At 69.6% G+C, this 21,861-nt stretch carries 21 protein-coding genes; 13 read left to right on the forward strand and 8 right to left on the reverse strand.

The window, feature by feature from the left end; translation table 11 throughout:
- The first annotated feature begins 27 nt into the window (after window positions 1-27).
- Window positions 28-918: a sterol desaturase family protein gene (locus ACZ6MZ_RS32995; RefSeq protein WP_384191917.1), complete on the forward strand. Its 891-nt coding sequence runs from the start codon at window positions 28-30 to the stop codon at window positions 916-918.
- Complete coding sequence (locus ACZ6MZ_RS33000) at window positions 915-1,601, forward strand: lysoplasmalogenase (RefSeq protein WP_469356205.1); 687 nt, start codon at window positions 915-917, stop codon at window positions 1,599-1,601. Before ACZ6MZ_RS32995 ends, ACZ6MZ_RS33000 begins: the two co-directional genes overlap by 4 nt.
- 95 nt (window positions 1,602-1,696) lie before the next feature.
- Here the strand turns inward: ACZ6MZ_RS33000 and ACZ6MZ_RS33005 are convergent, their stop codons facing one another.
- Window positions 1,697-3,229, reverse strand: a complete 1,533-nt coding sequence (locus ACZ6MZ_RS33005) for a S8 family peptidase (protein ID WP_469356207.1) — start codon at window positions 3,227-3,229, stop codon at window positions 1,697-1,699.
- Between the two features lie 249 nt (window positions 3,230-3,478).
- On the opposite strand from ACZ6MZ_RS33005, the gene ACZ6MZ_RS33010 reads away from it, so the two are divergent.
- The 3 genes from ACZ6MZ_RS33010 (at window position 3,479) to moaA (ending at window position 6,680) form a co-directional block, all read left to right on the forward strand.
- Window positions 3,479-3,874, forward strand: a complete 396-nt coding sequence (locus ACZ6MZ_RS33010; protein ID WP_384191926.1) for a DUF485 domain-containing protein — start codon at window positions 3,479-3,481, stop codon at window positions 3,872-3,874.
- Entirely contained in the window at window positions 3,871-5,502 is a 1,632-nt protein-coding gene (locus tag ACZ6MZ_RS33015; protein ID WP_389791240.1) for a solute symporter family protein, read from the forward strand. Before ACZ6MZ_RS33010 ends, ACZ6MZ_RS33015 begins: the two co-directional genes overlap by 4 nt.
- Window positions 5,503-5,690: 188 nt before the next feature.
- Window positions 5,691-6,680 (forward strand): GTP 3',8-cyclase MoaA, encoded by a 990-nt coding sequence (gene moaA, locus ACZ6MZ_RS33020; RefSeq protein WP_389791238.1) that lies wholly within the window; start codon window positions 5,691-5,693, stop codon window positions 6,678-6,680.
- 22 nt (window positions 6,681-6,702) lie between these two features.
- Here moaA and ACZ6MZ_RS33025 read toward each other — a convergent pair whose 3' ends face one another.
- Both ACZ6MZ_RS33025 and ACZ6MZ_RS33030 read right to left on the reverse strand, forming a co-directional pair.
- Complete coding sequence (locus tag ACZ6MZ_RS33025; RefSeq protein WP_389791236.1) at window positions 6,703-6,951, reverse strand: hypothetical protein; 249 nt, start codon at window positions 6,949-6,951, stop codon at window positions 6,703-6,705.
- A gap of 255 nt (window positions 6,952-7,206) precedes the next feature.
- Window positions 7,207-7,569, reverse strand: coding sequence for a DUF3099 domain-containing protein (locus ACZ6MZ_RS33030; protein ID WP_384191937.1), 363 nt, complete (start codon window positions 7,567-7,569; stop codon window positions 7,207-7,209).
- Between the two features lie 211 nt (window positions 7,570-7,780).
- Between ACZ6MZ_RS33030 and ACZ6MZ_RS33035 the strand changes: the two genes are divergently transcribed.
- Window positions 7,781-8,065, forward strand: coding sequence for a GlsB/YeaQ/YmgE family stress response membrane protein (locus ACZ6MZ_RS33035; RefSeq protein WP_389791234.1), 285 nt, complete (start codon window positions 7,781-7,783; stop codon window positions 8,063-8,065).
- Between the two features lie 94 nt (window positions 8,066-8,159).
- On the opposite strand, the gene tyrS is transcribed toward ACZ6MZ_RS33035, so the two are convergent.
- The 3 genes from tyrS to ACZ6MZ_RS33050 all read right to left on the reverse strand — a co-directional run bounded on the left by tyrS (window position 8,160) and on the right by ACZ6MZ_RS33050 (window position 12,508).
- Complete coding sequence (tyrS, locus tag ACZ6MZ_RS33040) at window positions 8,160-9,428, reverse strand: tyrosine--tRNA ligase (RefSeq protein ID WP_469356210.1); 1,269 nt, start codon at window positions 9,426-9,428, stop codon at window positions 8,160-8,162.
- A 67-nt stretch (window positions 9,429-9,495) separates the two neighbouring features.
- Window positions 9,496-10,902, reverse strand: a complete 1,407-nt coding sequence (locus ACZ6MZ_RS33045; protein ID WP_384193218.1) for a metallopeptidase TldD-related protein — start codon at window positions 10,900-10,902, stop codon at window positions 9,496-9,498.
- Window positions 10,903-10,984: 82 nt separating this feature from the next.
- The gene (locus ACZ6MZ_RS33050; RefSeq protein WP_469356212.1) at window positions 10,985-12,508 is read right to left on the reverse strand and encodes a TldD/PmbA family protein; all 1,524 of its coding nucleotides are present in this window, start codon (window positions 12,506-12,508) and stop codon (window positions 10,985-10,987) included.
- A gap of 185 nt (window positions 12,509-12,693) precedes the next feature.
- On the opposite strand from ACZ6MZ_RS33050, the gene fabG reads away from it, so the two are divergent.
- Together fabG and fabI are read left to right on the forward strand one after the other, a co-directional pair.
- Complete coding sequence (gene fabG, locus ACZ6MZ_RS33055; RefSeq protein WP_384193223.1) at window positions 12,694-13,413, forward strand: 3-oxoacyl-[acyl-carrier-protein] reductase; 720 nt, start codon at window positions 12,694-12,696, stop codon at window positions 13,411-13,413.
- A 4-nt stretch (window positions 13,414-13,417) separates the two neighbouring features.
- Window positions 13,418-14,188, forward strand: a complete 771-nt coding sequence (gene fabI / locus ACZ6MZ_RS33060; RefSeq protein WP_469356214.1) for an enoyl-ACP reductase FabI — start codon at window positions 13,418-13,420, stop codon at window positions 14,186-14,188.
- 60 nt (window positions 14,189-14,248) lie between these two features.
- Here the strand turns inward: fabI and ACZ6MZ_RS33065 are convergent, their stop codons facing one another.
- Window positions 14,249-14,923 carry a FadR/GntR family transcriptional regulator gene (locus ACZ6MZ_RS33065; protein WP_469356216.1) on the reverse strand — a complete coding sequence of 225 codons (675 nt, stop codon included), beginning with the start codon at window positions 14,921-14,923 and terminating at the stop codon, window positions 14,249-14,251.
- Window positions 14,924-14,995: 72 nt separating this feature from the next.
- On the opposite strand from ACZ6MZ_RS33065, the gene ACZ6MZ_RS33070 reads away from it, so the two are divergent.
- The 4 genes from ACZ6MZ_RS33070 (at window position 14,996) to ACZ6MZ_RS33085 (ending at window position 17,698) form a co-directional block, all read left to right on the forward strand.
- On the forward strand, window positions 14,996-16,282 hold the full coding sequence (locus tag ACZ6MZ_RS33070) for a CynX/NimT family MFS transporter (protein ID WP_469356218.1): 1,287 nt from the start codon (window positions 14,996-14,998) through the stop codon (window positions 16,280-16,282).
- Between the two features lie 4 nt (window positions 16,283-16,286).
- On the forward strand, window positions 16,287-16,403 hold the full coding sequence (locus ACZ6MZ_RS33075; RefSeq protein ID WP_384193234.1) for an SGM_5486 family transporter-associated protein: 117 nt from the start codon (window positions 16,287-16,289) through the stop codon (window positions 16,401-16,403).
- A 493-nt stretch (window positions 16,404-16,896) separates the two neighbouring features.
- Window positions 16,897-17,106: a hypothetical protein gene (locus ACZ6MZ_RS33080; RefSeq protein WP_384193237.1), complete on the forward strand. Its 210-nt coding sequence runs from the start codon at window positions 16,897-16,899 to the stop codon at window positions 17,104-17,106.
- Between the two features lie 73 nt (window positions 17,107-17,179).
- Complete coding sequence (locus ACZ6MZ_RS33085) at window positions 17,180-17,698, forward strand: SixA phosphatase family protein (protein WP_384193239.1); 519 nt, start codon at window positions 17,180-17,182, stop codon at window positions 17,696-17,698.
- A 71-nt stretch (window positions 17,699-17,769) separates the two neighbouring features.
- On the opposite strand, the gene serB is transcribed toward ACZ6MZ_RS33085, so the two are convergent.
- Window positions 17,770-19,011, reverse strand: coding sequence for a phosphoserine phosphatase SerB (serB, locus tag ACZ6MZ_RS33090; protein WP_469356220.1), 1,242 nt, complete (start codon window positions 19,009-19,011; stop codon window positions 17,770-17,772).
- A gap of 230 nt (window positions 19,012-19,241) precedes the next feature.
- Between serB and ACZ6MZ_RS33095 the strand changes: the two genes are divergently transcribed.
- A complete protein-coding gene (locus ACZ6MZ_RS33095) occupies window positions 19,242-21,857 on the forward strand; it encodes an ABC transporter ATP-binding protein/permease (protein ID WP_389793011.1) in 2,616 nt (871 codons plus the stop codon).
- Window positions 21,858-21,861 lie beyond the last annotated feature (4 nt).

Genomic DNA, 21,861 nt, shown 5'->3' on the forward strand with positions numbered 1-21,861 from the left:
CCCCGCGGCCGCCTCTACGGTGCTCGCATGCCGCCGAACCTGCCCGATGTCGTGCTGTGGTCGATACCCGCTTTCGTGCTGCTCACCGTGGTCGAAATGGTGAGCTACCGGCTTCATCCCGACGAGGACGCGGAAGGCTACGCGGCCAAGGACGCCGCCACCAGCGTCTCCATGGGACTCGGCAGCCTGGTGTTCGACCTGCTGTGGAAGATCCCGATCCTCGCGGTCTACACCGCCGTCCACGAGCTGACGCCGCTCCGGGTGCCCGTCCTGTGGTGGACGATCCCGCTGATGCTGCTCGCGCAGGACTTCTTCTACTACTGGTCCCACCGCGGCCATCACGTCATCCGGATCCTCTGGGCCTGCCATGTGGTCCACCACTCCAGCCGCAAGTTCAATCTGACCACCGCGCTGCGCCAGCCGTGGACCTCGCTCACCGTCTGGCCGTTCTACGTCCCGCTCATCGCCTGCGGTGTCCATCCGGCGGCCCTCGCGTTCTGCTCGTCCGCGAACCTCGTCTACCAGTTCTGGGTGCACACCGAGCGGATCGACAAGCTGCCGCGGCCCTTCGAATACGTGCTGAACACCCCCTCCCACCACCGGGTGCACCACGCGTCCCAAGGCGGCTACCTGGACCGGAACTTCGGCGGGATCCTGATCGTCTGGGACCGGCTGTTCCGCTCCTTCGCGCCCGAGACGGAACGGCCGGTCTACGGCCTCACCAAGAACATCGGGACCTACAACCCGCTGCGGGTCGCCACCCATGAGTACGCCGCCATCGCCCGCGACCTCCGGGCGGCACACGGCTGGCGTGAGCGGGCGGGCCGTGTCCTGCGCGGGCCCGGCTGGCAGCCCGTACAGAACCGGACAGCCGCTGCCGCCGAGGCCGCGCCGCCCGCCGCCGAGTCCGCCGCATGAGCGCTCGTCCGGCCGCCGTACCCGCACCCCCGACGCGTGAGCGGCTCGCCCGGCTGCTGCTCGCCGCGTTCCTCCTCGTGGCGCTCTGCGAGCTCGTCTCCCTCGCCCTGGGCAAGGAGACGGGCCATCTTGTCGCCAAGCCGCTGCTGATGCCCCTGCTCGCCGCGTACACGGCCGTACGGGGCGGACCTCCGCTGCTGACCGGCGCGCTGCTGTTCGGCTGGGGCGGCGACGTCCTTCTCATGTTCGACGCCGACGGGGCGTTCCTCGCCGGGATGGGGTTCTTCGCCGCCGGGCACGTCTGCTATCTCGTGCTCTTCCGGCGGGGGCGTCCGCAGGGACTCCTCGGAGCGGTCTACGTACTCATCCTCGCCGTCACCGTCGCGCTGCTCTGGCCCGGCCTTCCCGCCGAACTGCGCGTCCCGGTGGCCGGCTACAGCCTGCTGCTCACCGCCATGGCCTGGCGGGCCGGTGGCCTCGGGCCGCTCGCGGGAGCCGGCGGCGCGCTCTTCCTGCTCTCCGACACCCTGATCGCCGCGGGCATCGCGGACTGGCCGAGGCCGCCCGCGCCGGACTTCTGGATCATGCTCAGCTATCTCGCGGCGCAGTCGCTGCTGGCCGCCGGATCACTCCGTCACGGATCCCGGGCGCGGGCGTACGGGGCGGTCCGCACCACCGGCTGACCTGTGCCGTGCCGACAAAACGCGGGCCGCCCCCCATCGAGGGGGACGGCCCGCGCGTGTACTGCCTATGTGATCAGTGCGGAGCGGCGTACTGCTTAACCGCGCACCGCGTCCAGGGCGTCGGCGATGCCGGCCCCGTAGAAGCCGTTGTGGGCCTTGCCGCCCTCACAGACGGCGTCGACCTCTCCGTCACCGTCGATGTCGTACGGCGTCGGGCAGGCGACATCGTCGGCCTGGGCCGTCAGAAGCGTCTTGATGGTCTGGGCGGAGGCGTTCGGGTGCGTGGACTTCAACAGCGCCGCGACACCCGCGACATGCGGGGACGCCATCGACGTGCCGGCCATGTAACCCCACTGGCCGCCCGGCAGCGGGCCCAGGATCAGACCGCTGGTCGCCGGCGGGGCCGGCGTCTGGTACCTGGTGGAGTCGCCGCCCGGGGCCGCGATGTCGATGATGCCGAGGCCGTAGTTGGAGAACGACGACTTCAGGCCCTTGGCGCCGGTGGACGCCACGGTGACCACGCCCGGGAGCTGGGTCGGTATGTCGAGGCACTTGGACGGGTCGATGACCCGCTCGCCCGGAGTGGTGTCGTTCGGGCTGGTCGTGTCGGTGATCGAGTCGGACGCGAGATCGTAGTTCTCGTTGCCCGCCGCGGCCACATTGACCGTGCCCTTGCTCTCGGCGTACTTCGTGGCGCGGGTGATCGCCTCGACCAGGGCCTTCTGGTCCGGGTCGTTCTTGCAGTTGAAGTACCACGGGTCGGTGTAATAGCTGTTGTTCGTCACATCGACGTCGTGGTCGGCGGCCCACATGAAGCCGCAGACGACGGCCTCCGTGTAGAACCAGCCGGCCGTGGTGGACACCTTGATGCCGGACACCTTCACGCCCGGCGCGACACCGGTCATGCCGATGCCGTTCTTGGCACCCGCGATCTCACCCGCGACATGCGTGCCGTGCGGGCTCTCCTCGGCGCTCGGCCGCCAGGCGCCGTCCGTCGTGTCCGGCTTGCCGCTGACGCAGTTGACCGACGCCTTGCGGTCGAAGTTCGGCGCGATGTCCGGGTGGGTGTCGTCGACACCCGTGTCGATGACGGCGACCGTGACCTTCCGGCTGCCGAGGGACTTCTTGTGCGCCTGGTCCGCCTTGATGGCGGGCAGGTCCCACTGCAGAGGCTCCAGTGGGTCCTGGCCGACGGCCTTGTCGGCCTTCGCGGCCGCGAGCTCCGCCGCGGTGAGCACCCGGGGCGCACCCATGTCCGTCGTGGACTGCGCGGGCATGGGCGCGGTGCGGGTGGCACCGGCCGAGTTGACGCCGCTGACCTTGCGAATGGTCTTCGCGAAGTCAGGGTTCTCCGAGGTGGCGACAATGACACCTATTTGGTCATAGGACGTGACTACCTTGCCGCCGGCCCGGCCGATCTCCTTCTTGACCGACTTGACCGTGGAGCGCCCGCCATAGGTGTTGACGACGTACGAGAGCTTCGGACCGACCGCGGCGACCGCGGCGGTGGCGCTGTCGGCCGGGGCGGCCGCGGCCGTACCGGTCGGCAGGAAGCCGAGCGAAGCGGTGAGCGCCAGACCTGCGGGCAGAGCGAGTGCGCGCCGCCGTCTGGATCCCAGATGAGCCATGGGTTCTCCACATCATCCGTGAGAGCCGCCCTTGCGCACGCTGCGCACGGACGGGTACATGACCAGGGAAGCTATCTCCGACCAGTGGTATTCATCAATCCTTTCCAGAAGAAAAAGGCTGAGGTTGAACCGCTTCGCCGTGCCTCCCGTGCCGTTGTCAGGGGGACGAGCACCATCACCGCACCCTCACAGCCCCTCAAGAGGTCCCCCTTGTCCAACCCCACCGCACCCGCGTCACGAGGAGATTCCGTGGCTACCGATGCACCGCCGCCCGAGGGCGGTACGGCCACCAGCCCAGACCAGAACACGCCGGCCCCGTCCACACCGGCCCAGCCCACGACGGCTCAGTTCGTCGAGGTGCAGGAGAGCGCGGAATTCGGCGAACTGCGCCGTACGTACCGCTCCTTCGCCTTCCCGCTGACCGTCGCCTTCATCGCCTGGTACCTGCTGTACGTCCTGCTGTCCAACTACGCGGGCGGCTTCATGGGCACCAAGCTCTTCGGCAACATCAACGTCGCTCTTGTCTTCGGACTCGCCCAGTTCGCCACCACCTTCCTCATCGCCTGGCTCTACTCACGGCACGCGGCCCGCAGGCTCGACCCGAAGGCGGAAGCCATCAAGTCCCGTATGGAGGCCGACGCATGAGTCACTCGGTCCAGCTGCAGCTCGCCGCCGCCTCGGACGCCAGCGAGCACCGGCCGCTGATCATCACGCTTTTCGCCGCCTTCGTGGTGGCGACCCTGGTCATCACCGTCTGGGCCGGCCGCCAGACCAAGAGCGCCGCCGACTTCTACGCGGGCGGACGGCAGTTCACCGCCTTCCAGAACGGCCTGGCCGTCTCCGGCGACTACATGTCGGCCGCCTCCTTCCTCGGCATCGCCGGGGCCATCGCCCTCTTCGGCTACGACGGCTTCCTCTACTCCATCGGATTCCTGGTCGCCTGGCTGGTCGCGCTGCTGCTCGTCGCCGAACCGCTGCGCAACTCCGGCCGGTACACGATGGGCGACGTCCTCGCGTACCGCATGCGCCAGCGCCCGGTTCGTACCGCGGCCGGCGCCTCCACCATCGTCGTCTCGATCTTCTATCTGCTGGCGCAGATGGCCGGCGCGGGTGTGCTGGTATCGCTGCTGCTCGGTATCACCAGCGACGGCGGGAAGATCGCCATCGTCGCCCTGGTCGGCCTGCTGATGATCGTGTACGTGACCATCGGCGGAATGAAGGGCACCACCTGGGTCCAGATGGTCAAGGCGGTCCTGCTCATCGCGGGTACCCTGCTGATCACCTTCCTCATCCTGCTGAAGTTCAACTTCAACCTCTCCGACCTGCTGGGCACGGCGGCGAGCAACAGCGGCAAGGGCTCGGCCTTCCTGGAGCCCGGCCTCAAGTACGGTGCCACCTCGGTCTCGAAGCTGGACTTCATCTCGCTCGGTATCGCGCTGGTGCTCGGTACGGCGGGCCTGCCGCACATCCTGATCCGCTTCTACACGGTGCCGACCGCCAAGGCCGCCCGCAAGTCGGTGAACTGGGCCATCGGCATCATCGGCGCCTTCTACCTGATGACCATCGTGCTCGGCTTCGGCGCGGCCGCCCTGCTCAAGCCCGGGGACATCGTCGCCTCCAACAAGGCGGGCAATACGGCGGCTCCGCTGGCCGCCCTGGAGATCGGCGGCGGGGCCGGTTCGACCGGCGGCGCCATCCTGCTCGCCGTGATCTCCGCGGTCGCCTTCGCCACCATCCTCGCGGTGGTCGCGGGCCTGACCCTGGCGTCCTCGTCGTCGTTCGCCCACGACATCTACGCCAATGTCATCCGCAAGGGCCAGGCCACCGAGAAGGAGGAGGTCCGCGCGGCGCGCTGGGCCACCGTCGCCATCGGCGTCGTCTCCATCGCGCTCGGCGCCCTCGCCCGCGATCTGAACGTGGCGGGTCTGGTCGCGCTCGCGTTCGCCGTCGCCGCCTCGGCCAATCTGCCGACGATCCTCTACAGCCTGTTCTGGAAGAAGTTCACCACCCAGGGCGCCCTGTGGTCGATCTACGGCGGTCTCGGCTCGTCCGTGCTGCTCGTGCTGTTCTCCCCGGTCGTCTCCGGGAAGCCCACGTCGATGTTCCCCGGCGTCGACTTCCACTTCTTCCCGCTGGAGAACCCCGGTCTGATCTCGATCCCGCTGGGCTTCCTGCTCGGCTGGCTGGGCACCCTGCTGTCGAAGGAGAAGGCGGACAAGGGCAAGTACGCGGAGCTGGAGGTCAAGTCCCTCACCGGCACCGGAGCACACTGACCGGTGCGCCGAACGGCGCATCGGCCGAGGCCCCGAGTTTGTCCGTACAACAGCCTTTTCCGCGGCCGCGTCGTAGAGTCCTACGACGCGGCCGCGGCGCTCCTCGTGGCAAAGGCCCCCTGGCGATGTCAGAGGTCTGCCGTAGGCTCGACAGTGTCGATCACGGATCACGAGGGAGGGGGCCCACAGTGCTCATCGACACCTACGGCCGTGTGGCGACCGACTTGCGTGTCTCGCTCACGGACCGGTGCAATCTCCGGTGTACGTACTGCATGCCCGAAGAAGGCCTGCAGTGGCTCACCAAGTCGGATCTGCTGAGCGACGACGAAATCGTCCGCCTCGTCCGGATCGCCGTGACGCGCCTGGGGATCACCGAAGTCCGCTTCACCGGCGGTGAGCCGCTGATCCGGCCCGGCCTCGTCGGGATCGTCGAGCGCTGCGCGGCCCTGGAGCCGCGCCCCAGCATGTCGGTGACCACCAACGGCCTCGGACTCAAGCGCACGGCCGCCGCGCTGAAGGCCGCGGGCCTGGACCGGGTCAATGTCTCGCTCGACACCCTGCGGCCCGACGTCTTCAAGGACCTCACCCGGCGCGACCGGCACGCGGATGTGATCGACGGCCTGCTGGCGGCCCGCGACGCCGGACTGACCCCGGTCAAGATCAATACCGTCCTGATGCCCGGCCTCAACGACGACGAGGCCCCCGACCTGCTCGCCTGGGCCCTGGACCACGGCTACGAGCTGCGCTTCATCGAACAGATGCCGCTCGACGCCCAGCACGGCTGGAAGCGCGACGGGATGGTCACGGCCGGTGACATCCTGGAGTCGCTGCGTACGCGCTTCATATTGATCCCGGAGGGCGACTCCGAGCGTGGCTCGGCGCCGGCCGAGCGCTGGATCGTCGACGGCGGGCCGCAGCGCGTCGGCGTGATCGCCTCCGTCACCCGCCCGTTCTGCCACGCCTGTGACCGCACCCGGCTCACCGCCGACGGGCAGGTGCGCAATTGCCTGTTCGCCCGGGAGGAGACCGACCTGCGGGCCGCGCTGCGCTCCGAGGCGCCCGACGAGGAGATCGCCACGCTCTGGAAGCTGGCGATGTGGGGCAAGAAGGCCGGCTCCGGCCTCGACGACCCGGCCTTTCTCCAGCCCGACCGGCCGATGTCGGCGATCGGCGGCTGAGATCAGCGATCGATGGCCGAGCTCAGCGATCGGTGGCCGAGCCGCGCTCCCACGCCTCCAGGGTCACCACATCCTTCAGGAAGCCGCGCACATTCAGGAACGAGGACAGATGCTCGCGATGTTCGTCGCAGGCCAGCCAGGTCTTGCGGCGCTCCGGCGTGTGCAGCTTGGGATTGTTCCAGGCCAGGACCCAGACAGCGGCCGCGCGGCAGCCCTTCGCGGAGCAGACCGGCGCCGCGTCGTCAGAGGCGGCGGATTCGGGGAAGTTCACCCGACCACTCTAAGTGAGTCCACCCGGCGCTCCCCGGGCCGCGTCCGTCGGCCCAAAAGGGCGACGCCGAGCAGCCACGGGGGGAGCTGCCCGGCGTCGGTCCGTCGCTCCGACGGGGGATGCGGAGCGCCTACAAAGTATGTCACGGGCAACGGCGTGTGGTGCACCGGAACTTCACGATTGATCTGAGCTTTTATTGAGCTTTGCGGACCGTTCGGGACCGGCTCCGCACCCGCTCGGCCGCGTCTGCTCGCGTCAGGTCGAGGGCTGCTCACGGTCGGTGGCCCCGGCGCCGGCTTCCGCCGCACCGGGTCCTGGCGCCGGCGCGATCATCGGAAGGACCGGGGCGGAGACATATGCCGACGGCATGGAAGGAGCGTTCTCCCGGCCCGCGTTGGCGATCACCACGGCCACGTACGGCAGCAGCACCCCCAGGGCCAGGGTCACGATCGCGACCGGCCGTTCCACGTTCCACAGGGCCACGGTCAGGATCACCGCGAGCGTCCGTACCAGCATCGAGATCACGTACCGGCGCTGCCGGCCGCGCACATCGTCGGCGAGTCCCTGCCGGGCCCCGGTGATCCGGAAGACCTCGGTGCTGCCGCGCTTCCGCGTCACGTTCCACCACCCGATTCCTGTGCCGGACTCTCCCCGGACCGGACCAGAACCACGGTACGTCGCGGCTCAGGCGCGTACGAGAGCGGGGCACCCTTCATCCTGACCCGATATCTCTGGTCCCGCCACGTACGGCGCCGTCCGACATGCGGCGTACGGCCGCTCCACACAGACTGACGCTCACGCGTATACCGCGCGGTGCGAGGAGGCGGACATGAACTGGCTGTGGGTCATCATCGTGGGTCTCGTACTCGGTGTGCTCGCCAGGGCGATCATCCCGGGCAAGCAGCACATCCCCCTGTGGCTGACGATCGTGTTCGGCATCCTGGGCAGCATCCTCGGCAACGCCGTCGCCGGGTGGCTGGGCGTCGCCCACACCAAGGGCATCGACTGGACCCGCCATGTGCTCCAGCTGGTCGGCGCCATCCTCGTGGTCCTGGTGGGCGAGCGGCTCTGGAGCATGATCCGGGGCAACCGGGCGAGCAAGCAGCGAGCCTGAGCCGGCACGGGGCGGTACGACCGCGGCCGGGCGCGCGTACGTGACGCGTGCCCGGCCGCGGCCGTGCGCCGTCCCGGACGGGGACGGCGATGGATCAGCCGGCCGTGACCTCGATCGCGGCCAGGTTCTTCTTGCCCCGGCGCAGCACCAGCCAGCGGCCGTGCAGCAGGTCCGCACGGTCCGGCACGGTGTCCGCGTCGGCGACCTTGACGTTGTTCACGTACGCCCCGCCCTCCTTGACGGTGCGGCGGGCCGCCGACTTGCTCGGCGCGAGACCGGCCTCGGCGAAGAGATCGACCATCGGGCCCAGCTCGGCGACCTTCGCGCGCGGCACCTCGGAGAGCGCCGCACTCAGCGTCGCCTCGTCCAGCCCCGTCAGCTCCCCCTGTCCGAAGAGCGCACGGGACGCGGCGACGACCGCCGCGCACTGGTCCGCGCCGTGGACGAGGGTCGTCAGCTCCTCCGCCAGCGCCCGCTGGGCCGCGCGGGCCTGCGGACGCTCCAGGGTGACCTGCTCCAGCTCCTCCAGCTCCTCGCGGCTCTTGAAGCTGAGGATGCGGCTGTAGGTGGCGATGTCACGGTCGTCCACGTTCAGCCAGAACTGGTAGAAGGCGTACGGAGTGGTCATCTCCGGGTCGAGCCAGACCGCCCCGCTCTCGGTCTTGCCGAACTTGGTCCCGTCCGCCTTCGTCATCAGCGGGGTGGCCAGGGCGTGCACGGTGGCACCCGGCTCCAGGCGGTGGATCAGGTCGAGGCCCGCGGTGAGATTGCCCCACTGGTCGCTGCCGCCCTGCTGCAGGACACAGTCGTAGCGCCGGTACAGCTCCAGGAAGTCCATGCTCTGGAGCAGCTGGTAGCTGAACTCGGTGTAGCTGATGCCCTCGTCGGACTCCAGCCGGCGGGCGATGGAGTCCTTGGTGAGCATCTTGTTCACCCGGAAGTGCTTGCCGACGTCCCGCAGGAACTCGATCGCCGACAGGCTCGCGGTCCAGTCCAGGTTGTTGACCATGGTGGCGGCGTTCGGGCCCTCGAAGGAGAGGAACGGCTCGATCTGGGAGCGCAGCCGGTCCACCCAGCCCGCGACGGTCGCCGGATCGTTCAGCGTCCGCTCGGCGGTCGGCCTGGGGTCACCGATCTGACCGGTGGCCCCGCCCACCAGGGCCAGCGGCCGGTGCCCGGCCTGCTGGAGCCGGCGTACGGTCAGCACTTGCACGAGATGCCCCACGTGCAGGCTGGCCGCTGTGGGATCGAAGCCGCAATAGAACGTGACGGGACCGTCCGCGAGCGCCTTGCGCAAAGCGTCCTCGTCAGTGGACTGGGCGAACAGCCCGCGCCACTTCAGCTCGTCGACGATGTCCGTCACGGTCGTGTCTCTCCTTGATCGATGCGGCCCGGAACGAGGCCGGTCTCTGCCCGCCAGTGTATGGGGGTCATACTCCCCGGCTGACCGAGCTCATATTGAAATCGGGAATGCGCAGGGCGGGCATGGCGGCCCTGGTGAACCAGTCGCCCCACTCGCGCGGCAGGGTCTTCTCCGTACGTCCGGCCTCGGCCGCCCGTGACAGCAGACCGACCGGCGACTCGTTGAACCGGAAGTTGTTCACCTCGCCGACGACCTCGCCGTTCTCGACGAGATAGACGCCGTCCCTGGTCAGTCCGGTCAGCAGCAGCGTCGCCGGATCGACCTCCCGGATGTACCACAGACAGGTCAGCAGCAGCCCGCGCGCGGTCGAGGACACCATCTCCTCCAGCGAGCGCTCACCACCGCCGTCCAGAATCAGATTGCCGATGCCGGGCGCGACCGGGAGCCCGGTCAGGGCGGCGCTGTGCCGGGTGGTGCCCAGGTGTTCCAGCTTGCCGTCCCGTACCCAGTCCGTCGCCCCCAGCGGCAGCCCGTTGTCGAAGACGGAGGCGTCGTCGCCCGAGGAGTGCGCGATCACGAACGGCGCGGACTCGAGGCCCGGCTCGTTCGGGTCGCTGCGCAGTGTGAGCGGCAGCTCGGAGAGCGTCTCGCCGACGCGGGTGCCGCCACCGGGGCGGGAGAAGACCGTACGGCCCTCCGCCGCGTCGCGGGCGGCCGAGGACCACTGCTGGTAGATCAGCAGATCCGCCACGGCGGTCGGCGGCAGCAGCGTCTCGTACCGCCCGGCGGGCAGCTCGATCCGGCGCTCGGCCCAGGCCAGCCGCCGCGCCAGCTCGGCGTCGAGGGCCGCCGGGTCCACGTCCTTGAAGTCGCGGGTGGCGCGGCCCGCCCAGGCCGAGCGGGAGCGGTCGGGGGACTTGGCGTTCAGCTCCAGCGTGCCGCTGGGCTGGTCGTGGCGCAGCCGTACCCCCGTCGACGTACCGAGGTAGGTCGAGGTCATCTCGTGGTTGGCGAAACCGTACAGCTGACGGCCGCCGGCGCGGGCGCGGGCGAACGACTCGCCGAGCGCCGGCGCGAAGTCCGCGAAGACCGCGGAGGTCGTCTCGGCGGGCGCGTCCATGAAGTCCCCGGACGTCTGACCGGCCCGGTCCGTGCCGACCAGCGGCTGGGCGTCCTCGGCGGGGCCCGCCGTGCGCGCGGCGGCCTCGGCGGCCCGTACGAGCGGCTCCAGATCGTCGGCGGTGACGGCGGAGCGCGACACCACGCCGGAGGCGGTGCCCTGCGAGCCGTCGACGGTCGCGATGACGGTCAGCGTCCGGCCGCGGGTGACCCCGTTGGTGGTCAGCGCGTTGCCCGCCCAGCGCAGATTGGCGGAGGACTCCTCGTCGGCGATGACCACACAGCCGTCGGCGGTGGACAGTTCGAGAGCACGCTCGACGATCTCGTGCGGCTTGCTGATGCGGCTCGTGGTCATCGTCCGGCCTCCTGCGTGGTGTTCAGACTGTGCTGTCCCGGGGGTCGACCCCCGGGCCCCCGGCCGATGGCGGTGGTCGCGGTCATCGTCCGGCCTCCTGCGTGGTGTTGAGGATGTTGACGCCGCGGAACAGGGCGGAGGGGCAGCCGTGGGAGACCGCCGCGACCTGGCCCGGCTGGGCCTTGCCGCAGTTGAAGGCGCCGCCCAGGACATACGTCTGCGGCCCGCCGACCGCCTCCATCGAGCCCCAGAAGTCCGTCGTCGTCGCCTGGTAGGCGACATCGCGCAGCTGGCCCGCCAGCTTGCCGTTCTCGATACGGAAGAACCGCTGGCCGGTGAACTGGAAGTTGTAGCGCTGCATGTCGATCGACCACGACCGGTCGCCGACCACATAGATCCCGCGCTCCACCCCGCCGATCAGGTCCTCCGTGGCGAGACCGCCCGGATCCGGCCGCAGCGACACGTTCGCCATGCGCTGTACGGGCACATGGCCCGGCGAGTCGGCGTACGCGCAGCCGTTCGAGCGGCCGAGGCCGGTGAGCTTCGCGATCCGGCGGTCCAGCTGGTAGCCGACGAGCGTGCCGTCCTTGACCAGGTCCCACGACTGCGCCCCGACGCCCTCGTCGTCGTACCCGATGGTGGCCAGACCGTGTTCGGCGGTCCTGTCGCCCGTCACATTCATCACCGACGAGCCGTACTCCAGCTTCCCGAGCTGGTCGAAGGTGGCGAAGGAGGTCCCGGCGTACGCCGCCTCGTAGCCCAGCGCCCGGTCCAGCTCGGTGGCATGGCCGATCGACTCGTGGATCGTCAGCCAGAGATTCGACGGGTCGACGACCAGGTCGTACGTCCCCGCCTCGACGCTCGGCGCGCGCATCTTCTCGGCGAGCAGCCCGGGGATGCGCTCCAGCTCGGAGTCCCAGTCCCAGCCGGTCCCCGTGAGGTACTCCCAGCCCCGGCCGACGGGCGGGGCGATCGTCCGCATCGAGTCGAACTCACCGCTCTTGCCGTCGACCGCGACGGCGGTGAGCTGCGGATGCAGCCGGACCCGCTGCTGGGTGGTGACGGTGCCCGCGGTGTCCGCGTAGAACTTGTTCTCATGGACGGTGACCAGCGACGCGTCCACATGGGCGACGCCCTCGGCCCGCAGCAGCCGCGCGCTCCACTCCGCCAGCAGCCCGCTCTTGTCCTGGTCGGGTACGCCGAACGGGTCGATCTCGTACGCCGACACCCAGGTCTTGTCGGCGTGCACCGGCTCCTCCGCCAGCTCGACGCGCTCGTCGGAGCCGGCGGCGGAAATCACCTTCGCGGACAGCTTCGCCATCGCCACCGCCTGCCCCGCGACCCGCGCCGCCGCGTCCATGGACAGATCGACCCCCGACGCGAAGCCCCAGGCGCCGCCGTGCACCACCCGGACCGCGTAGCCGAGATCCGTGGTGTCCGACGACCCCGCGGGCTTGGCGTCCCGCAGCCGCCAGGACGCGCTGCGCACCCGCTCGAAGCGGAAGTCGGCATGCTCGGCGCCGAGCGCCCGCGCCCTGGCGAGCGCGGCGTCGGCGAGCGCCCGCAGCGGCAGTGCCGTGAAGGCTTCGTCGATGGAATGAGCCACTGATGTCTCCCTGTCGTCCGGACCGGTCGCCCCGATCATGTCGCGTCGGCGGTCCGCTTGCCCACCACTTTCTGTAGGGATCCAACAGGGTCCGTACCGAGGCGCTGTCAGGGGTCGATTCTCCGCGGACGGGACGGGACCGATAGGTTTTCGAGGTACCAGACCGCTAGGGAAAGGCCCATCCGTTGAGCCGCTCGGTTCTCGTCACCGGAGGAAACCGGGGCATCGGCCTCGCCATCGCCCGTGCTTTCGCCGACAACGGCGACAAGGTCGCCATCACCTACCGCTCCGGCGAGCCGCCGGAGGCCCTGACGGAGCTGGGCTGCCTGGCGGTCCGCTGCGACATCACCGACACCGAGCAGGTGGAGCAGGCCTACAAGGAGATCGAGGAGAAGCACGGTCCCGTGGAGGTGCTGGTGGCCAACGCCGGTATCACCAAGGACCAGTTGCTGATGCGGATGTCCGAGGAGGACTTCTCCGCCGTCCTCGACACCAACCTCACCGGCACCTTCCGGGTCGTCAAGCGCGCCAACCGCGCCATGCTGCGCGCCAAGAAGGGTCGTGTCGTCCTCATCTCCTCGGTGGTGGGGCTGCTCGGCTCGGCGGGCCAGGCGAACTACGCCGCGTCCAAGGCCGGCCTGGTCGGTTTCGCCCGCTCCCTCGCCCGCGAACTGGGCTCGCGGAACATCACCTTCAACGTCGTCGCGCCCGGCTTCGTCGACACGGACATGACGAAGGTCCTCACCGACGAGCAGCGCGCGGGCATCGTCTCTCAGGTGCCGCTCGGCCGCTATGCGCAGCCGGAGGAGATCGCCGCGACCGTGCGGTTCCTCGCCTCCGACGACGCCTCGTACATCACTGGAGCCGTCATTCCCGTTGACGGCGGATTGGGCATGGGTCACTGATCACATGAGTGGAATCCTCGCCGGCAAGCGCATTCTCGTGACGGGCGTCCTCACCGACAGCTCCATCGCCTTCCACGCCGCCAAGGTGGCGCAGGAGGAGGGCGCCGAGGTCATCCTCACCGGCTTCGGCCGGCTCTCCCTCGTCGAGCGCATCGCCAAGCGGCTGCCCAAGACCGCCCCGGTCATCGAGCTGGACGTCACCAACCAGGAGCACCTGGACGGGCTGGCCGACCGGATCCGTGAGTACCAGGGCGAGGATGCCGGGCTCGATGGCATCGTGCACTCGATCGCCTTCGGCCCGCAGGGCGCCTTCAACTTCCTGGAGGGGAGCTGGGAGGACGTCTCGACGGCGGTGCATGTCTCGGCGTACTCCCTGAAGTCGCTGACGACGGCCTGTCTGCCGCTGATGGGACGTGGCGGCTCGGTGGTCGGCCTCACCTTCGACGCGCAGGTCGCCTGGCCCAAGTACGACTGGATGGGCGTCGCCAAGGCGGCGCTGGAGTCCACCAGCCGCTATCTCGCCCGTGACCTGGGCGCAAGGAACATCCGCTGCAACCTGGTCTCGGCGGGTCCGCTCAAGTCGATGGCCGCCAAGTCCATCCCGGGCTTCGAGGAGCTCGCGGACGTGTGGAACCACCGCGCCCCGATCGGCTGGGACCTGTCCGACCCGGACCCGGCCGGCCGTGGTGTCGTCGGTCTGCTGTCGGACTTCTTCCCGAAGACGACCGGCGAGATCGTCCATGTCGACGGCGGCGTGCACATGATGGGCGCCTGACCCCCGTACGACCTCCGGAAGCCGCGCGACCGTCCAGCGGACGGCGCGCGGCTTCCGTGCTCAGACTCTTTCGCGCTGGCAACTGAGGGCATGACTCGCGGCCTCGGCCCCCGCCGCCTCCACATCGCCGTCCCTGATCGCCGCCACCAGCCGCGCGTGGTCCATATGGTCCTCGGGCCGCAGCTCCCGCCCCACGTCGTCGCGGAGCCAGTCGCGCAGCAGATGACCCAGATCCGCGTAGAGCGCCGTCAGCACATCGTTGTGCGAGGCCGAGACGACCGCCAGATGCAGCGTCGCGTCCGCGGCCACGAACCGGTCCGCGTCGCCCGCGCTCCAGGCCTCCTCACGCCGTGCGAGCAGGGTGTCCAGCTGCCGCAGATCCCGCTCCGTACGCCGCTCCGCCGCCAGCCGCGCGGCCGAGGACTCCAGCGTGGACCGCAGCTCAGCGACATGGCGCGGATCCGCACCGGCGAACCTGCGGTGCATCACCCCGGCCAGCTCGCTCGTCGCGATGACATACGTCCCCGAGCCCTGCCGGATGTCGAGCAGCCCGTTGTGGGCGAGCGCGCGCACGGCCTCGCGCACGGTGTTACGGGCCACGCCCAGCTGCTCGACCAGCTCGGGTTCGGTGGGGATCCGCGATCCGACCGGCCATTCGCCCGACGTGATCTGGTTCCGCAGTTCCGTGATCACCTGGTCGGAGAGCGCGGAACGCCGGGGAGAGGTCAGCGCCATGGTGCTCCAAGTCGTAGAAAAGGCCGGAAGGTGATTGGACAACCAATCATCCCATGATTCTATGATGGCGCCATGCCAGACGAGACCCAGACACGACGGCCCGTGAGCCAGGCCGGCACCCTACCGGTGGCCGCGTCCGTATCCGCCGATTCTCCCGCACGGCGCTCCTCGGTCCGGCTCACCCGGCTTCTCGTCGTCGGCCTCGTCCTGGCCGCCCTCAACCTCCGCCCCGCCATCACCAGCCTCGGCGCGCTGCTCGAAGAGGTACGGGACGGGCTGCACATGAGCGGCACCGTCGCGGGGGTCCTCACCTCCGTGCCGCCGCTCTGCTTCGCGGTCTTCGGATTCGCCGCCCCGCGGCTGGCCCGCCGCTTCGGCCCCGGCGCCGTCGTCTGGGCCGGCATGGTGGCCATCACCGCAGGGCTGCTGATCCGCCCGTTCGCCGGCGGCACGGCCGGCTTCCTCGCCGCGAGCGCGTTCGCGCTCATGGGCATCGCCGTCTCCAATGTGCTGATGCCGGTGATCGTCAAGCGGTACTTCCCCGACCGCGTCGGCACCATGACCGGTCTCTACTCGATGGCCCTCGCGCTCGGCACTGCCGCCGCGGCCGCCGCGACCGTCCCCATGACCGAGGCGCTGGGCGGCGGCTGGCGCCGGGGCCTCGGCATCTGGGCCCTGCTCGCCGTCCTCGCCGTGCTCCCCTGGACCGGCCTGATACGCGACCGCGGCGCCGCCATGTCCCCGGCCCAGCAGCGGCAGACCCCCGGACTCAGGATCGGCCGCAGCCGCACCGCCTGGGCGCTCGCCTGCTTCTTCGGCCTCCAGGCCACCGGCGCGTACATCACCATGGGCTGGATGCCGCAGGTCTTCCGCGACGCGGGCGTCTCGCCGGGCACCGCGGGCCTGCTGCTCGCCGTGACGATGGTGATGGGGGTGCCGCTGGCCTTCGTGATCCCGCGGCTGGCCGCGCGCATGAAGAACCAGGGCCCGATCGTCGTCGGCCTGGGAAGCTGCGGACTGACCGCCTTCGCGGGCCTCTACTTCGCACCGGCCGAGGGCGCCTGGCTCTGGGCCGTACTGCTGGGCATCTCGAACTGCTCCTTCCCGCTGGCCCTCACCATGATCGGCATGCGGTCGAAGACCGGCGCGGGCGTCGTACGGCTCTCCGCCTTCGCCCAGAGCACCGGCTACCTCATCTCGATCCCCGGCCCGCTGCTGGTGGGCGTGCTCTACCAGCACACCGGCGGCTGGGGGCTGCCGATCACCCTGATGGCGTGCTTCCTGGTGCCGCAGATGGTCGCCGGCGTCATCGCGGGACGGGACCGGACGATCGAGGACGAGGCCCGGATGCGAGACTGAGCGCATGCCAGTCCTTGACCCGAACCCCCAGAACGGCCAGCAGAAGCTGCTCCTCGTCTTCGGCGCGATCATCGGCATCCTGGTCATCATCGGCACCATCGCCTCCCTAGCCGCGCCGTGATTTTTTGAGGCTCGGTTCGCCCCTTTTTTTAGGGCTCGGTTCGCCTCCGGGGCGCTTTATGCCGATACCGACGGTCGACCGTGCTCGCCCCCTCGTTCCTCGGGGCCTGTGCGCGCTCTCCCTTTCGGTACCGGCGCGCCCCTTCGGCTCACTCGCCGGCGGTCGGCAGGGGGCGACGAGACCACATCCTGGCCCCCGAGCGGGCGTGGGCGGCTCCTGCCGACGGCCCGGCGAGTGAGCCGAAGGGCGCGCCGCTGTCGAATGGGAGAGCGCGCGGAGGTTCGCGAGGTACGAGCGAATCGAGCACGGTCGACCGTCGACAGGGGCATAAAGCGCCCGGAGGCGAACCGAGCCCCAAAAAAAGAGGGGTGCTGGCACTACTGTCCCCTAGGGGGGCAGGGTCAGGGTCAAGTGGGTGGGTCACCGGATGGGAACCGGGATCCATGATCCGTAGGTTGGACGCACACCGACCCGCAGACCCCCGGAGGCGGCCATGCCGGCCCGAACGCACTCGCGCTCCCACCCCAAGGGCTCCTCCGACAGCATCGAGATCCAGTTGCCGTGGTGGGCGGTCGCGCTGCCCGCCGTCGCCTTTGCCGCGCTGCTTCTGCTGATGGCGGGTCCTGGCCAGGCACACGCCGCGGCCGGTGACCCCGCGGTCGGGCGGATCCTGGAGCACATCCACCTGACCTTCGCCCGCTGAGACCGTCACCCGTGCCGGGGCAGCCCGTCAACACCCTGCGCCCGATGCCGCATTTCATGCGAAGCTGGGATGCATGAGCGTCGATACACCTCGCAGGATCGTCCTACTCCGGCATGCGAAGGCCGACTGGCCGGAGGTGTCCGACCACGAGCGGCCGCTCGCCGAGCGGGGCCGCATGGATGCCTCCGTCGCCGGTCGCAGGCTCGCCGAGACCGGTATCGCCTTCGACCTGGCTCTCTGCTCGACCTCGGCCAGGACCCGTGAGACGTGGAAGCTGGCCGTGCACGAGCTGCCGCAGCGCCCCAAGACCGTCTACGAGGAGCGGCTCTACGATGCCACCCTCGGCGATCTGCTCGCGCTGATCAACGAGACCCCCGACGAAGTGAATGATCTCCTTCTCGTCGGTCACAACCCCACGACGCATGCCCTCGCCGACGCGCTCTCGGGTGATTCGGAGGGCGACACCATCGCCCGGATGACCCGGAGCGGATTCCCGACCGCCGCCTACGCCGTCATCGTCATCAACGGCAGCTGGAAGTCGGTGGAGCACGGGGTGGGCAAGCTCGTCGACTTCTGGGCTCCCCACGACTGAGCTTCCGGGCTCCTGACGACCGACCGCGGAAGGCCCCGGCACGGACCTCGTGCCGGGGCCTTCTCCGCTGCTCAGACGGTGTGATCCTGGTCGTAGTCGGTCTCGCCGTCGGCCGCCTCGACCTCCTCGCGTGTGATGCCCAGCAGATAGAGAACGGTGTCCAGGAACGGCACGTTCACCGCGGTGTGCGCGGCCTGGCGGACCACCGGCTTGGCGTTGAAGGCCACGCCGAGCCCCGCCGCGTTCAGCATGTCGAGATCATTGGCGCCGTCGCCGATCGCGACGGTCTGCGCCAGCGGCACCCCCGCCTCCGCGGCGAACCGGCGCAGCAGCCGGGCCTTGCCCGCACGGTCCACGATCTCGCCCACCACCCGCCCGGTGAGCTTTCCGTCCACGATCTCCAGCGTATTGGCGGAGGCGAAGTCCAGTCCGAGCTGGTCCTGCAGGGCGTCGGTGACCTGGGTGAAGCCGCCGGAGACGACCCCCACCTGGTAGCCGAGCCGCTTGAGCGTACGGATCAGGGTGCGGGCACCGGGCGTGAGCCGTACCTCCGCCCTCACCTTCTCCACCACCGACGCGTCGAGCCCGGCGAGCAGCGCCACCCGCGCGTGCAGGGACTGCTCGAAGTCCAGCTCCCCGCGCATGGCCCTGGCGGTCACCTCGGCGACCTCGGCCTCGCAGCCGGCGTGCGCCGCGAAGAGCTCGATGACCTCGTCCTGGATCAGGGTCGAGTCGACGTCCATGACGACCAGTCGCTGGGCCCGGCGGTGCAGCCCGGCCGAGACGACCGCGACATCCACCCCGATCTCGGCGCCCGCGGTGGCCAGCGCGGTGCGCAGCGGCTCGGTCTCCACCCCGGACACCGCGAACTCCACCGCGGTGACCGGGTATTTCGCCAGCCGGAAGATCCGGTCGATATTGCCGCCGGTCGACGTGATGCTGGCCGCTATGGCCGCCGTCGACTCCGCGGTCAGCGGGTTGCCGAGCACGGTGACATGCGAACGGCCGCTGCCGCGCGGCCGGTTGTCGCCCGTGCCGGAGATGATCTCGGCCTGGAGCTTGAGTGAGTCGGTCCAGCTGTGCACGGTCGCCCGCAGCTCGCCCGCGCTGGTACCGCCCGCGGTGGGCGCGGTGATCAGCGCGCAGAGGACGATCCGGCCACGGGTGACGACCTGCTCGATGTCGATCACGTCGACGGAGTAGGCGGCGAGGGTGTCGAAGAGCCCGGCGGTGATCCCGGGGCGGTCCTTCCCGAAGATCTTGACGAGAAGAGTGGGGACGTCGGCGGTCCGAAGGGGCTGTGATGCACTCATGGTGTTTCCACCGTATCGGGCGGGGCACGGAGACCGGCCGACCGTCCCGGGTACCGGACACGTGTTCTGGACACCGAGGGTGCGGGACCGTCGGCCGAGGGTGTTCGGCCGACACCTTCTCCGGAGGCTTTTCCGGGCGTGAACGGGGTATTCATCAGGGCCGACTTTCCCGGCGAGGAGCGGGCCTGAAATAGTTCCCCACGATGTTCGCCATCCCTAGACTCCCTGCGATGGGGGAAACCGGGGGACAACTAGTGGGGCATGGAGTGCCGGAACTCGTACTGGAATTGAACGGAAGGACCTGGACGCTCGATCCGTCCAGGTCGTACACCCTCGGACGTGATCCGCAGGGCGACCTGGTGATCGATGACGCCAGGGTTTCGTGGCGTCACGCCACCATCAGCTGGGGGGGCCGAGGTTGGGTCATTGAGGACCACGGCAGCACCAACGGCACGTATGTGCAGGGCCGGCGCGTTCAGCAGACGGACATCGGTGCCGGTTCGGCCGTGCATCTCGGCAATGCCACCGACGGACCGCGGCTGAATCTCACCGGTGCCGCGGCGGGCGCCGGCGCGTACAGCGCGCAGGGCGCGGTGCCTCACCAGGCGCAGGGCGGGCAGGCCCCGTACCAGCAGCCGCAGCAGGGCGGACAGGGCTGGGCGCCCCAGCAGCAGACACCGCAGCAGACGCCGCAGCAGGCGCCCGCCCCGCAGCAGAAGGACTGGCAGCAGCCGCAGCAGGCACACATCCCGCCGCAGCAGAGCGGGCCCGGCGCGCAGTTCCCTCAGCAGACCCCGGCCTCGGGCGGTGCCGCGGGGGCCCCGCCGGTGTACGGAGACCGCAGCCCGACCACGTTCCATCAGCTCGCCCTCGGCCGTGTGATGCGCATCGGCCGTGCGCTCGAGAACGAACTGGTCGTCTCCGACCTCCAGGTCTCGCGCCTGCACGCCGAGTTCACGGCGACCCCCGACGGCCGCTTCCAGATCCGCGACCTCGGATCCCACAACGGCACCTACGTCAACGGCCAGCCGATAGCCAAGTCCGGCACCGTACTCATCAGCCCGAACGACATCGTCGGCGTCGGCCACTCGGCCTTCCGGCTCGTCGGCGACCGCCTCGAAGAGTTCGTCGACACCGGTGAGGTCTCCTTCTCCGCCCGCCATCTCACGGTGACGGTCGACGGCGGCAAGCAGATCCTCAAGGACGTCTCCTTCGGCGTCCCCGAGAAGTCGCTGATCGCGGTCATCGGCCCGTCGGGCTCCGGCAAGTCCACCCTGCTCAAGGCGCTGACCGGCTACCGCCCCGCCGACCAGGGCGATGTCCTCTACGACAACCGGAATCTGTACAAGCAGTTCGCCGAGCTGCGCCAGCGCATCGGCCTGGTCCCGCAGGACGACATCCTGCACAAGGAGCTGACCGTCAGGAAGGCGCTCAAGTACGCGGCCAAGCTCCGCTTCCCCGGCGACACCGCCGAGGCCGAGCGCGAGGCCCGCATCGACGAGGTGCTGCGCGAGCTCAAGCTCGACATCCACAAGGACAAGAAGATCACCTCGCTCTCCGGTGGTCAGCGCAAGCGGGTGTCCGTGGCCCTGGAGCTGCTCACCAAGCCGTCCCTGATCTTCCTGGACGAGCCGACCTCCGGCCTCGACCCGGGCATGGACCGCGATGTCATGCAGCTGCTGCGCGGTCTCGCCGATGACGGCCGTACGGTCCTGGTCGTCACCCACTCCGTCGCCGAGCTGGCGAGCTGCGACAAGCTGCTGGTGATGGCCCCCGGCGGTTCCGTGGCGTACTTCGGCCCGCCGGAGGAAGCGCTCAACTTCTTCGGCTACAGCACCTGGGCCGATGTCTTCTCGGCCTTCGAGAACTACCGTGACTACGACTGGGCGGGCCGCTGGCGCGGTTCTCAGCACTACCAGATGTACGCCGCGGACATCGACGCCGTCGCCGCGCAGTCCGTCCATATGCCGTCGCCGCAGCAGATGCGCCCGCCGAAGCCGCAGAGCTGGGGCTCCCAGCTCTGGACGCTGATCCGCAGATACTCCTCGGTGATCGCGTCCGACAAGGGCTTCATGGGTCTGATGGTCATCCTGCCGGCCGTCCTCGGCCTGGTCAGCGTCGTCATCCCGGCCGAATTCGGTCTCGGCCCGCCCGAGCCGCCCTCCACCTTCAACGGCAAGGCCGGCACGATCATGCTGATCCTCGCGGTCGGCATGTGCTTCTCCGGCGCGGCCAACTCGGTCCGTGAGCTGATCAAGGAACGGGTCATCTACGAACGGGAGCGGGCCACCGGCCTGTCCCGCTCCGCCTATCTGATGTCCAAGGTCATCACGCTCGGCGTGATCACTGCGTTCCAGGGCGTCATCATCTGCGGCATCGGCTTCGCCACGCGCGACATGCCGGCCGAGGGCCTGATCATGCCGCCGGCCGTCGAGATCTGCCTCGTCGTGATCGCCCTCGGCTTCACCTCGATGATGTTCGGCCTGGTCATCTCCTCGCTGGTGAAGACCGCGGAGAAGACCATGCCGCTGCTGGTCATGTTCGCGATCATCCAGGTCGTCTTCACCGGCATCCTCTTCCAGGTCTACGGTTCGCCGGGCCTGGAGCAGTTCGCCTGGCTGATGCCGTCCCGGTGGGCCATCGCGGGCGCGGGCACAACCCTCGACCTGGCCCATCTGATGCCGCCGTGGGATCCCAAGAACCCCACCGACCTGGACCCGCTGTGGGAGCACTCGGCGGGCCAGTGGGGCATCAACATCGGGATCCTGCTGTTGATGGGCGCCCTCTGCGGTGTCGTGGTGTCGCGCCTGCTGCGCCGCCACGAGCCGGAGGTCATGCGCAAGTAACGAG

This window comes from Streptomyces sp. NPDC042201 (assembly GCF_055582185.1).